Origin of the sequence: Bacillus clarus (genome assembly GCF_000746925.1) — a bacterium.
GTDB classification, from domain to species: domain Bacteria; phylum Bacillota; class Bacilli; order Bacillales; family Bacillaceae_G; genus Bacillus_A; species Bacillus_A clarus.
On sequence record NZ_JMQC01000008.1, the window covers coordinates 2,025,784 to 2,039,365 of the forward strand.

The 13,582-nt window shown below is 36.2% G+C and carries 10 protein-coding genes, 1 pseudogene and 1 riboswitch; of the genes and pseudogenes, 7 read left to right on the forward strand and 4 right to left on the reverse strand.

The annotated features are described in order from the left end of the window. Nucleotides 1–11 precede the first annotated feature (11 nt). Nucleotides 12–127, reverse strand: a riboswitch (TPP riboswitch). Nucleotides 128–252: 125 nt separating this feature from the next. Continuing rightward, nucleotides 253–1,914 (reverse strand): L-lactate permease, encoded by a 1,662-nt coding sequence (lldP, locus tag DJ93_RS11420; protein WP_042980931.1) that lies wholly within the window; start codon nucleotides 1,912–1,914, stop codon nucleotides 253–255. A 294-nt stretch (nucleotides 1,915–2,208) separates the two neighbouring features. Between lldP and DJ93_RS11425 the strand changes: the two are divergent. Next, nucleotides 2,209–2,500: pseudogene (locus DJ93_RS11425) on the forward strand (DUF4870 domain-containing protein). An 89-nt stretch (nucleotides 2,501–2,589) separates the two neighbouring features. On the opposite strand, the gene DJ93_RS11430 reads toward DJ93_RS11425, so the two are convergent. Together DJ93_RS11430 and DJ93_RS11435 are read right to left on the reverse strand one after the other, a co-directional pair. Then, entirely contained in the window at nucleotides 2,590–3,084 is a 495-nt protein-coding gene (locus DJ93_RS11430; RefSeq protein ID WP_042980933.1) for a metal-binding protein, read from the reverse strand. Between the two features lie 50 nt (nucleotides 3,085–3,134). Further along, nucleotides 3,135–3,500, reverse strand: a complete 366-nt coding sequence (locus DJ93_RS11435; protein ID WP_042980934.1) for a YkvA family protein — start codon at nucleotides 3,498–3,500, stop codon at nucleotides 3,135–3,137. 540 nt (nucleotides 3,501–4,040) lie between these two features. Here DJ93_RS11435 and DJ93_RS11440 point away from each other — a divergent pair. The 6 genes from DJ93_RS11440 to DJ93_RS11465 all read left to right on the forward strand — a co-directional run bounded on the left by DJ93_RS11440 (nucleotide 4,041) and on the right by DJ93_RS11465 (nucleotide 13,142). Further along, entirely contained in the window at nucleotides 4,041–5,969 is a 1,929-nt protein-coding gene (locus DJ93_RS11440; RefSeq protein WP_042980935.1) for an LTA synthase family protein, read from the forward strand. Nucleotides 5,970–6,460: 491 nt separating this feature from the next. Further along, nucleotides 6,461–7,345, forward strand: a complete 885-nt coding sequence (locus tag DJ93_RS11445; RefSeq protein ID WP_052109668.1) for a D-amino-acid transaminase — start codon at nucleotides 6,461–6,463, stop codon at nucleotides 7,343–7,345. 211 nt (nucleotides 7,346–7,556) lie between these two features. After that, nucleotides 7,557–9,266 carry a C40 family peptidase gene (locus DJ93_RS11450; RefSeq protein WP_042980937.1) on the forward strand — a complete coding sequence of 570 codons (1,710 nt, stop codon included), beginning with the start codon at nucleotides 7,557–7,559 and terminating at the stop codon, nucleotides 9,264–9,266. A gap of 349 nt (nucleotides 9,267–9,615) precedes the next feature. Further along, nucleotides 9,616–10,827 carry a NupC/NupG family nucleoside CNT transporter gene (locus DJ93_RS11455; protein ID WP_042980939.1) on the forward strand — a complete coding sequence of 404 codons (1,212 nt, stop codon included), beginning with the start codon at nucleotides 9,616–9,618 and terminating at the stop codon, nucleotides 10,825–10,827. A gap of 261 nt (nucleotides 10,828–11,088) precedes the next feature. Further along, nucleotides 11,089–11,844, forward strand: coding sequence for a nucleotidyl cyclase domain-containing protein (locus DJ93_RS11460; RefSeq protein ID WP_042980940.1), 756 nt, complete (start codon nucleotides 11,089–11,091; stop codon nucleotides 11,842–11,844). Next, a complete protein-coding gene (locus tag DJ93_RS11465; protein WP_042980941.1) occupies nucleotides 11,841–13,142 on the forward strand; it encodes a glycosyltransferase family 2 protein in 1,302 nt (433 codons plus the stop codon). Before DJ93_RS11460 ends, DJ93_RS11465 begins: the two co-directional genes overlap by 4 nt. Nucleotides 13,143–13,353: 211 nt before the next feature. Here the strand turns inward: DJ93_RS11465 and DJ93_RS34390 are convergent, their stop codons facing one another. Beyond that, a complete protein-coding gene (locus DJ93_RS34390; RefSeq protein ID WP_042980943.1) occupies nucleotides 13,354–13,488 on the reverse strand; it encodes a hypothetical protein in 135 nt (44 codons plus the stop codon). Between the last annotated feature and the right edge of the window lie 94 nt (nucleotides 13,489–13,582).

A 13,582-nucleotide genomic window follows, 5' to 3' on the forward strand; every position in this document is an offset into this window, starting at 1 on the left:
AAGACATAATTATGTAAAGCCGTTAACTTCCCTACGCTGGTACGAGCCAGATCAGGTCCAAAGGGTTAAGAAGTTCACGCGCTTCTCTCTCAGCCTACGCATACGTTAGGCACCCCTAGTTTATCACTGATTTAATTTTCAATACTTTCCCATCATACACGATAATCTGAAAAATGCAAAGGTTGTTTCTTCTGTCGATTTTTGTCGGCAAATCGATATTCCGTGGCGAATCGTCGATATAATTCCACTCACTTACGGAATCATCCACGTTAAATAATATGCTTGGACATACGTCATAATTCCAACAATAATCACGAAGAATAAACTATGTTTTACCGTAAAACGGAATAGGTCAGATTCTTTTCCAGCAAGACCAACCGCTGCACAAGCGATCGCAATTGATTGCGGAGAAATCATTTTACCTGTTACACCACCTGTTGTATTTGCCGCAACAAGTAATACCTCTTTCACGCCAACTTGCTGCGCTGTAATCGCTTGTAAATTAGAGAATAATGCGTTCGCTGACGTATCAGATCCCGTTAAGAATACTCCAAGCCAACCAAGGAACGGTGAAAAGAATGGGAATAGGCTACCAGTTCCAGCTAACGCTAATGCAAGTGTAGACGATAAACCAGAATAGTTTGCGATAAATGCAAATCCTAATACGAATCCAATAGATAGAATTGGCATTTTTAATTCGTTTAACGTTTCTTTAAATGTCTCTACCGCATCTTTTGCACTCATTTTCAATACAAATATAGAAATGATACAAGCTATTAAAATCGCTGTTCCAGTTGCTGATAATACATCAAATTTCAAGATTGCTTCGTAAGGCGTTGGTTTATTTACAATCGGCTCTGCTTTCATTACTAAGTTATGCAGACCTGGAATTTGAAACTTAAATACAAGACTTTCTAATGCCCCGCCCGGAGCAAATAGCACTTTAAAGAAACCCTGACTCCAAATGACTACCATGACAGTTAAGATAATAAACGGAGACCATGCTTTCACTACTTTTCCTGCTGTTAGCCTTGGCATCGATGTTGCTGAAGTTGTTGCTGCTACTTCATTATTCACTTGTTTTGATTGATAAATTTCTTTCGGCTGCCAAACTTTTAAGAACAGCGATAAACTGACTAAACTTACAAGTGCTGAAGTAATATCCGGAAGTTCTGGTCCTAAAAATGTCGCTGTAATAAATTGTATAATCGCAAATGAACTCCCTGCCACAAATAATGCAGGCCACGTTTGTCTTACTCCTTTAAAACCATCCATTAAAAATACGATAAAGAATGGAACAAATAATGATAAGAACGGTAATTGATGCCCTGCCATTTGTCCAATTTTATGTGGATCAATACCAGTTACTTGTCCAGCAACCGTAATTGGTATCCCCATCGCGCCGAACGCTACTGGTGCGGTATTTGCAATTAAACAAAGTCCCGCTGCATATAAAGGATTTAATCCAAGACCAGCAAGAAGTGCCGCTGTGATTGCTACCGGTGCTCCAAATCCTGCTGCCCCTTCCAAAAATGCTCCAAATGAAAATCCAATTAAAATAACGAGTAAACGGTGATCATTCGTAATTGATAATACCGATGCACGAATGACATCGAATTGACCTGTTTTCACAGAAATTTTATATAAAAATACCGACGTAACGATAATCCATGCAATTGGCCATAATCCATATAAGAAACCGTACCCAGTTGCTGCCATCGCCATTGTAAACGGCATTTTATACGCAAATAGCGCAACGAAAATCGTTAATACCACTGTAATAAATCCTGCCACATACCCCTTCATTCTGAAAACTGCTAACGCTAAGAAAAAAAAGATAATTGGAATAAGTGCCACCGCTGCGGAAATCCAAATGTTACCGAACGGATCGTAAACTTGTGACCATGTGCCCATTGTCCTCTCTCCTTCTATAATCCCCTTTTTTAAATTTAATCGAACCAAACCATATGAATAGGCTATCCGGTCATCATACCTTTGTGCCTAAAATAAATGAAAATGTTTTCATTTATACTTTATCACATCATTTTCTATTTAAAAAGATTTTTTTGAAAATTTTATCATTTGAACCCCACCTTATGAAAATCTTACAAAAACGTCATGTTTTCGTAATGTTTATCGATAGGAAGCTCCTCACATTTACTGCATAATAAAAGTAGAACAACAAACATTATCTATGAGGTGATATATATGAACGGAAACAAATTGCTATCTGCTTTATCATATTGGAGTGTTCTATTTGCTCCTATTTTAAGACTCTGAAACAAAACCACATGCAAAACGCGCTCTATGGACACACATTATTCCAAGTATCGCTACGTTTATCGGCATAATTGTAATAGGAATTATGGGCATCGGTTCTGAGCAACCAGATGTGACATTTGGTATTGGTTCAATCATTGTTTTGTGTATTTGCGGAATCATTAGCTTATACTTCTTCATTTGGAATATCGTAAAAGGTATAAAAATTATTAAATCCTAAAAACTATGGCACCTCGGGTGGTCCATAGTTTTTTCATTTTTAAACAAACGTTTGATTAAAAAGAAAAACACTTGCAAATAGCAAGTGCTCTATCTTCTTCGTCTCTTTTTCTTTTTTCGCATAAGTTTTTTTCGGCGTGTATTCACCTTATCCGCTATAATATGGAGCGTACTCGCCATTATAATTCCCATTACAAACGTTACAATTTCAACCTCGTGTGCCTTCGCAATTTCTATTAAATTCCCGTCCAGCGCTATTACATTTAATAAGAATAAAAACGGAGAAAACACGATTAACATGTACGCAATACGAATAACATCCCCAATTATAATCGTATGCGTGAAGAAGGAACGATGAGGCATTACTTTCTTATATGGATACCAAAAAATCCGCAGCAATCCCCACTTATTATAAGCGTTACTATAGGTATCTAAGTCCGGTGTTAAAAAGAAAGTACCTACTAAAAATCCCATTGCAAAAGTTACTAAAAAATCAAAATTTGTTAATCCATACGAAACGAGCATAAACAAAACAATCGGAAGAGAAAGTAGGTTTATCTTCGTATGCGTTCTTCCTGATGGCATAGTGCACTTCCTCGCTCATGTGTGTCCTGTCAACTTCGGGCAGGTCTCACTTATTGATCTAATTTTTGATCGATAAACGATGTGTCTATATCTGAACCGAACCAATCAGTTAACTTCATCCTAGCTTTGTCTTTCACATCTTCATTTACATACATCGATGCTTGCAATAACGCCGCCGTTAATGCCCCTAAGTCATCCGTATAACCTATCCCTGCTATAAAATCCGGTATTGCATCGATTGGCGTAATGAAGTAAGCGAGCGCCCCAATAATCACTACTTTTACTCGCTTTGGAACATCAGGTCTTTGCATGACGTAAAACAGCAATAAACTCGCATAAATAACTGATTGTCCCGCTTGCTTCGCTACCTGCTTTACTTTCTTCCAAAACGCTTCGACTGAAAATTTTTGTTCCATCAAAAGCCTCCCTATCTTTTTCAAAAGAAATTAACTACATTATGTCGGTAAAAGTTCATCAAATCTACACATAATCTATCAATACATTTTATTGTAACAAACAACCACAAAAAGAACAAGTGTTCGCGTTTTTTTCATTCTTCTTTCATATAATAGTTTTCTAGAAAGGTTGTATACTACTTTTATCTCATATTTCTCAAGTTAAAATTTTCAATTTCTCTTAACATTCTCTTTTATCTTTGTTATATTTTCTAGTTGACGAGCATATAAACCAATGTTAAAGTTTTCTCTGGCAGTAACAATCAAAATACAAAAAATGTAAAATGTTATAGTGTTTCTCAGAAATGAATTTTGTTGTATAATACAGAAATGACGTTATGCTTATGAGCAGCACAAGAACCAACAAAGGGTATGCATAGTTAAAGTCTTGTATGGGTGAATATAGAAACTCTACTGATGGCAGATAAAACTATGTATTTTTTATTTTAACATTTTTCGCTCCAAAATCGACCAAGCCTTATAGAGAAAGGGTGGAAATGAATGAAGGAAACTATGAAATCACAATTTCATAATGTACGTTTTACTTTATTCGTAGCTTTGGCCTTATGGCTAAAAACTTATATCATTACACGTACGAGCTTTGATTTAAAACTTGAATCTTTTATGCAGGAATTTATTTTATTCCTGAGTCCATTAGCGGCATCATTACTGCTTGTGGGTCTTGCATTATTCGCAAAAGGAAAGAAACGTAACTATATAGCACTGGGAATTAATTTTGTTTTAACAATCGTTCTTGTTGGTAACGTAATGTTCTACGGATTCTACAATGACTTCGTTACTTTACCGGTACTAGGACAAACATCTAACTTCGGAAGTTTAGGTTCTAGTGTAAAAGAATTATTCAACTACAAAATCATCCTTGCATTTGCTGATATTATCGCTTTCGCTATTCTATTAAAGAAGAAGAAAGATTTCGCGAAAACAGAACGTGTCGCACGTCCAATGCGTTCTTTATATTTCGTATCAACAGTTGCTATTTTCTTCGCAAACTTAGGTCTCGCAGAAACTGAGCGTCCAGAATTATTAACACGTTCATTTGACCGCGTTATGCTTGTGAAAAACTTAGGTTTATATGTTCACCAAGTTTACGATCTTGGTTTACAAGCAAAATCTAGTTCACAAAAAGCATTTGCTGATGGTAGTAAATTACAAGAAACAGAAAACTATGTGAAAACAACACAAAGTAAACCAGATCCAAACATGTATGGTATTGCAAAAGGGAAAAACGTAATCGTTGTTTCTCTTGAATCATTACAAACATTCTTAATTGGTGCGACAGTAAACGGACAAGAAGTTACACCTTTCTTAAACCAATTTGCGAAAGAAAGTTATTACTTCGATAACTTCTTCCATCAAACTGGGCAAGGTAAAACATCAGATGCTGAATTCTTAGTAGATACTTCACTATATCCACTAGACCGCGGTGCTGTATTCTTCACACACGGTAACAACGAATATACAGCAACTCCAGAAATTTTACGTCAGCAAGGATACTACACTTCAGTATTCCATGCAAACAACGCAACATTCTGGAACCGTAACATCATGTATCCGGCACTTGGTTATGACCGTTACTACAACGAACTTGACTACAAGATTACACCAGAAACAAAATTAAACTGGGGATTAAAAGATATCGAATACTTCGATCAGTCAATCGATATGTTAAAACAAGTGAAGCAACCATTCTATACTCGATTCCTTACTTTAACAAACCATTACCCATTCACTTATGATGACACTACGAAATTAATCGAACCATATAACTCTGGTGATGGCGTGTTTGACCGTTATATGGTAACAGCTCGCTACCTAGATGAAGCAATGAAACACTTTATTGAACGTCTAAAAGCAGAAGGTATTTATGATAACTCTGTTATCGTATTCTACGGTGACCACTATGGTATTTCTGAAAACCATAACCGTGCAATGGCACAGTTCTTAGGAAAAGAAGAAATCACTACATTTGATCATATGAACTTACAAAAAACACCGATGTTTATTCACGTTCCAGGTCAAAAAGAGGGTAAAACAATTTCAAAACCAACTGGCGAAATTGACATTAAACCAACTATTTTAAACTTACTTGGTGTAGATTCAACCAATGACGTTCGATTTGGTCATGACGTATTCTCACCTGATAATAAAGGATTTGTCGTTCTTCGCGACGGTAGTTTCATCACAGATAAATATATGTACACAAACAGTACATTCTATAATCGTCAAACTGGCGAAGTCGTACAATTACCAAAAGAAGAAGCTCAACCAATGATTGATCGTGCACAAAATGAGCTGAACATGTCCGATAAAATTATTGAGGGCGACTTACTTCGCTTCTCTGAAAGCAACAAAGTTAAAACTGGTCAAGTAAAAACAATTATTAAAGAAGAAAAAAAGAGCGCTGAGTAATATCAGCCTCTTTTTTTATGTTCCCTTCAATTTTCTCTTCTATACCACTACTGTGTCAAAATTACATAACCTTTACCAAATATTCATATTATATTAACGAAACGTTTTTATAATAAAATATGCAGACAAGGTTCCACATATTTCTCATCAATCATTCTTCAATGGTCCCCTTGAGGAATAAAAAGGAGCATTTGTTTGTAACTTTCTGGTGTTACTCAAAGTGACACTAATTGTCTTTAAAAGCGTTCTGTTTTTTTACCCAGCAAACCTTTGACAAGACAATGTCCCTATGCAACATAGCTACCCTTCTTGTGCAACATTCAATATGAATGTTGCTTTTTTATCTTAGAAGGCAGGATTATTATTTCCCATTTGCGAATTTGTATATGCAAAACACACTAATTTTTGGGCGTTATCCCCCAAAATTAATCTCCTCAAGTAATATCAAGAAAATAATTTGCATAACAGTAAAGTACATGATTCTAGAAAGGATGGGACGTAAATTGGCATACGAAAGATTTGTATTATGGAACGATACGATTATTGATACACATACGCAACAACCGTACATAGAGCTCGAAGAAAGGGGATTACAATTTGGGGATGGTGTTTATGAAGTTATTCGTCTCTATAAAGGTAATTTCCACTTATTAGATCCGCATTTAACACGATTATATCGTTCCATGGACGAAATTGAATTAACACTTCCTTTTTCCAAAGCAGAACTCATTACATTACTCTACAAATTAATTGAAAATAATAATTTTCATGAGGACGGAACGATTTATCTACAAGTATCCCGCGGCGTACAAACTCGTTCTCATACATTTTCTTTTGATGTAACCCCGACGATCTATGCTTATATTTCAAAGAAGGAAAGACCTGCGTTATGGATTGAATATGGAATACGGGCTATATCTGAACCAGATACACGCTGGCTTCGCTGCGATATTAAATCGTTAAATTTATTACCAAATGTATTAGCTTATACGAAAGCTGAACGCAAAGGTTGTAAGGAGGCTCTTCTCATTCGCAACGGTATCGTTACTGAAGGTAGCCATTCTAACTTCTTTCTTGTGAAAAACGGTACACTTTATACACATCCTGCTAATCATCTCATTTTAAACGGTATCATTCGTCAATACATACTATCTCTAGCCACTACACTTCAAATACCAGTACAAGAAGAATTGTTTAGTATTCGTGATGCTTACAATGCAGACGAGTGCTTTTTTACGGGAACAACAATCGAAATTCTACCTATGACCCACCTTGATGGGACTACAATTCAAGATGGCCAAGTTGGCCCTATTACAAAAAAATTGCAAAAAGCGTTTATACAGAGTTTCTCAAATTCTAGCATTTCATTACCTTAAACACGGATAATTTTCCGAATATCTTTCCTTAATATATGTATTTCAAACCGAAATCAAGGTGGAATTTCATGCCTTGATTTTTTTCTGTAATCTTTTTGTCATATTCAGATTCCCGCATAAGTCTTGACAGTAATCGACATGCCTTTTAAAATTTTTAACAGTTGGTAAATATTTCTTCACTATATTACAGACAGAAAGGAATCGACAAATTATGAAAAAATACCTTGCCGGTCTTGCGGCAGTGTCTGTAGCAGGAGGAGCAGCACCAACACTTGATAACGTTCAAGCTGCCCCTGAGCAAAATACACAAAAGTCTGCTACACAAACTGTCCAAGCTGCATCACAAAAAAATTCATCGTACACAGTTACAGCTGACGTATTACACGTTCGCACAGGATCTAGCACTTCTCACGATATTATTTCTCGCGTTTACAATGGACAAACTTTAAATGTAATCGGAGAAGAAAATGGTTGGTTTAAAATTAACCATAATGGTAAGACAGGTTATGTTAGTGGTGAATTTGTTTCAAAAAATGGTGAACAAACAAATGTTAGCGGAAATACTGGTGGAAAGAATAAAGTAACTGCCGATGTATTACGTGTTCGTACAGGCCCAAATACTTCTAGCTCTATCGTTGGCCGTGTATATGAAGGACAAACTTTAAAAGTCATCGGCCAAGAAAATGGTTGGCTCAAAATTAATCATAACGGCCAAACAGGTTATGTAAGTAGCGCATTTGTATCTGGTGCTTCTTCAAACACTGGTTCAACAAACAATAATAACGAAACAACTGTGCAGCCAGCAAGTGGAAACTACACAGTAAATGTATCTTCACTTCGTGTTCGTACAGGCCCTAGTACTTCTCATACAACTTTAGGATCTGTTCATAAAGGGCAAGTTGTCAAAGTTGTAGGCGAAGTTCAAGATTGGTTTAAAATTAACTATGCAGGACAAACAGCTTATATTAGTAAGGACTACGTAACAAAAGGTGGTTCTAACGAAAATAATACACAGGATAACAACCAAGAACAGGGTAATAATGTAACTGTTCAAACTGGTGGTACTTACGTTGTGAATACAACATCTCTACGTGTTCGTACAGGCCCTGCCACATACCATAGTGTTATTGGTGGCGTATTAAACGGTACTGCGTTAAATGTCATTGGCGCTGAAGGTAGCTGGTTTAAGGTAAATTATCAGGGTAAAACGGGTTATGTAAGTAGCGAATTTGTGAAATTTGTTAAAGGTGGTACTACTACTCCTGAACAACCGAAACAGCCTGATCAAGGATCAATTGGTGAGTACTATATTAATGCATCTGCGTTAAATGTACGTAGTGGCGAAGGTACAAATTATAGAATCATAGGCGCTCTTCCACAGGGACAAAAGGTACAAGTAATCTCTGAAAATTATGGTTGGAGCAAGATTAACTACAACGGTCAAGCTGGTTATATTGGAACACGTTTCCTTTCTAAAACACCGGTTGGGGGCGCTGTAGATAACAAACCTAACAACAACAACAATAATCAAAACAATAACAACCATAATAATAATAGTGGTGATACTTCATCCCTTCTTGCATATGCAAAATCAATGCAGGGTGTACCATATGTATGGGGTGGCACTTCTGCTAATGGCGTTGACTGTAGTGGTTACATCTTCCACGTATACAAAAAATTCGGTCATAACGTTAGCCGCCAAAGTGTTGCAGGGTACTGGAGTAGCTTACCGAAAACTTCAAATCCACAACCAGGTGACTTAGTTTATTTCCAAAACACTTATAAAGCAGGTCCTTCTCATATGGGTATCTACCTTGGAGGCGATTCATTCATTCAAGCTGGAGATAAAGGTGTAGCAATCGTCTCATTGAACAATTCATATTGGAAAAGCCACTTCTTAGGTTACACAAAAGCACCTTAAGTTATAGTTTCAGAGCCTTCTAGTTTACTAGAAGGCTCTTTTTATTTCCCTCTCAATGAAGCTTCACCCTATTAATTATGTTCCTAACCTCCTATTTCATACACTACATTCTATAAAAACTATTCATAACGTTATCATAATGAATACATTATCCTAAAAAAACATAACCTATTTATCATCCATTCATTCTATATGTGTTTTCTTAAGGAATTTTCTTTTTATTTAAACTTTTCGATAGACGTTTGACCTCTGATGTCCATTATGATAAGTTACTTAAGATGTTATATTTGCAGAAGTATAGACAACTGTTTTATACACTTTTTTACTATGAGGAAGGAGCATACACTGCATGAATCTTTTATGGGGAATTGGCGGCGTGATTGGAGTTTTAGCAATCGCTTTCTTATTATCTTCCAACCGCAAAGCTATTAATTGGCGCACAATTTTAATTGCGCTAGCATTACAAATGACATTTTCATTTATCGTATTACGATGGGATGCTGGGAAAGCAGGCTTAAAATTTGCTGCTGACGGCGTTCAAGGATTAATTAATTTTTCTTACGAGGGAATTAAGTTCGTTGCTGGGGATTTAGTCAACGCAAAAGGACCTTGGGGATTTATCTTCGTTATTCAAGCACTACTTCCAATCGTATTTATTAGTTCATTAGTAGCAATCTTATATTATTTAGGCATTATGCAGAAATTCGTTAGTATCATTGGTGGTGCATTAAGCAAGCTTCTTGGAACTTCTAAAGCAGAAAGCTTAAATGCAGTAACAACTGTATTCTTAGGACAAACAGAAGCACCAATTTTAATTAAACCATACTTAGCACGTTTAACTAACAGTGAGTTCTTCACTATTATGGTAAGTGGTATGACAGCTGTTGCCGGATCAGTTCTTGTCGGCTATGCAGCGATGGGCATTCCATTAGAGCATTTATTAGCAGCTGCAATTATGGCAGCTCCATCAAGTTTATTGATTGCAAAACTAATTATGCCAGAGACAGAACAAGTAGATAATAACGTTGAACTTTCTACAGAACGTGAAGATGCGAACGTTATTGACGCAGCTGCACGCGGTGCATCTGAAGGTATGCAACTTGTTATTAACGTAGCAGCAATGTTAATGGCTTTCATCGCATTAATCGCTTTATTAAATGGCCTATTAGGATTGATTGGTTCTTGGTTCGATATTAAACTTAGTCTTGATTTAATCTTCGGTTACTTATTATCACCATTTGCAATCTTAATCGGGGTTTCTCCAGGTGAAGCTGTACAAGCAGCAAGCTTTATTGGTCAAAAACTTGCAATCAACGAATTCGTTGCATATGCAAACTTAGGACCACACATGGCAGAGTTCTCTGCAAAAACAAATATGATTTTAACATTTGCAATCTGCGGTTTCGCAAACTTCTCTTCTATCGCAATTCAATTAGGTGTAACAGGAACTTTAGCTCCTAGCCGCCGTAAACAAATTGCACAATTAGGGATTAAAGCAGTTATCGCTGGTACACTAGCGAACTTCTTAAACGCAGCAGTTGCAGGTATGATGTTCCTATAAATAAAAAAGGTCCCATTCAAACAATATTGTTTGAATGGGACCTTTTTTTATCACGATTGGTGTGGGCTAATAATCAGTGGAGGATGGAAAAAACCCCACTGATTAAAGTTTCACTTTATTTACACAAAAACTTTCCTTCTTGCTTCTTATCTACGAGTATAAACATCCTTCAAAAATAGAATTTCAATTTCATGACTCATTTTTGTATAAATGTGCATATTACAAATAGCCCACACTAGTTATTTTTAGGAGTGAATTTTAATGAAAGAAAAATCCTATAAAGTTTTATCACTTTGGATTTTACAAATCATATTTTACTTTGTAACTGTACATATGACGACGTATGAGCATGCCTTCATTTTTACAATTGTATATGTATTCGTTAACGTACTATTTCTATTTTCAGCTGATAAAACAGCATTTCTTCTCTTTATACTCGGGACCATTCTCTCCGTGTTCTATTTATTTTATGAAGCTTGGCTTTATTTATGGAGCACCGCAGAACAATTGAAATATATGATTATCCACTTCCTAATGGTCGCTAATTTCTTCATTATATATATATCAACTCACCTGTTAAAGCAGCTTGTTCTGGAAAACAAACAATTAACGGAGCGAGTGAAAGTATTAGAACACTACATTGGAGAATCTAAGTTATTAACAAGACAAGAGTTTGAAAGACGACAAGCATTATTAAAAACCGCAATGAATCGTCGTAACGAAACAGGTATTCTTATTTATTTTGATTTCACTTCCTTTAGTAAATATACGAAGAAAAGTGTAATGGACCGTGTATCTTCATTACTAATTGAAACAGTAAGGAATGATTTTGATCTTATTGCTGAATATGATAGCAATACGCTAGTTATTTTACTGCAAAATACAAATGTAACTGGTGCGGAAATCGTAATAAGTCGACTGCGTCCAAAAATGAAAGAATGGTTAACACAAGATGCAATGCAAGACATAAAAATAAAACAAGAGCAAATTGGAACAGAGGAGCCACGAACATTATGATGACGCTCATTATTCTACTCTTATTTATTTTGTTTTGTGTACTCGTCTTTTGGATTAGCATCATATTTTCGATTAAATACGTTCTTATTTTTACAGCCTTTTTATTCTCTGGCTTACTCGTTTATTATTCTCTCTTAACCATTGCGGGTTTAATTCACCGAAATACGAAACGAAAAGATCGTACACTAGAACATTATCCTAGCGTTGACATTTTAATCCCGGCCCATAATGAAGGAGTTGTTATTAAAGATACGTTAGAGGCCATGGCAAATATTGAATATCCAGGTAAATTAACGGTCTATTTATTAAATGATAATTCTCAAGATGAAACCTCTGCAATTGGGGATGATTTCGACAAATCCTATGCTCATATTCGTCATATTCGCGTACCACCTGGTGAACCGAAGGGAAAATCACGTGTATTGAACTATGGACTTAGCATTTCTAATGGGAAATATTTTTGTGTATACGATGCTGATAACCAACCTGAGCCTCACGCCTTGAGAATGCTTGTTGAACATGCTGAAACGGTAGAAGACGCCGTTGGGGCTGTCGGTCACGTACGGACTGTAAATGAGGATCGCAACTGGCTCACGCGAATGATTTCTTTAGAGTTTCAAATCTTCCAGCTTCTTATGCAATCTGGTCGTTGGCTACTCTTTCAAACTGGATCACTGACTGGAACGAACATGCTCCTTCGTCGTTCTACTTTAGAGGAACTTGGTGGTTATGACCCTTATGCAATTGCAGAAGACGCTGAACTTACACTGAGAATTACCCAAAAAGGTTATCTCTTACCAATTGTTCCCGAATCCGTTACATGGGAGCAAGAACCAGAACATTTAAACATCCTTATTAAACAACGTACACGCTGGTTACAAGGAAACTTATATATTTTAGAAAAAATGTTTTCTTCCTTTAGCTTCTTTAAAGGAAAACTTCTCGTTCATTCCTTGCAACAAGTATTAGTTTATGTCGTATTTTGGTTATTTCTTATCATTTCAAACGTCTGGTTTATTATCGGCTTACTTGGGATATTCCAAATTCAATACAGTATCCCGCTATTATTTATGTGGTACGTCGCATATATTACATACGCTTCTCAACTATTTAGTGCTCAAAGTGTTGAACGAACCTTTACGCCACTAAATATATTCATTAGTATTATTATGTACTTCACGTACGCACAGCTCTTCACTTACCTATTTATCCGTAGCCTCATCCTATATTTACGTGCAAAGAGCAAAAAACAAGTAATTGGTTGGGATAAAACGGTAAGGTTTAAAAAAGAGGAGTAAGCTGAAAAAAAAGATCATCTAACCACGCAGAGCAGCAATCGTATGTATTGAAAAACCAACCGAGGTTTATATATTAAAAAATAAGCACAGAGCGCCGTATGCTCTGTGCTTATTTTTTAATATATATCAGACAATACCCCTTAGCGAAAGTAATTTCACGTCCATCCCCCAACGAACGATCGACTTTCATTTATATACGAAAAAGTGACTGCTATTTTTGTAAAACCAATTGCTTCTCTTGTTGCTCTTTATACGTTTCAGTCTTTGGTTCCGTGTTTTCTTGGACATTGCGATGTGCCACACGTTTCAAACAAATATGCTTCCACTTTCTTTCGTAACGTTTCATTATTCTAGATGTCCCCCTTGAATACGCTTAAAAAACCATTTGAAATCGCTTACAGGAAATAATATAGCACATATGCATAAAAGTGACAACACAT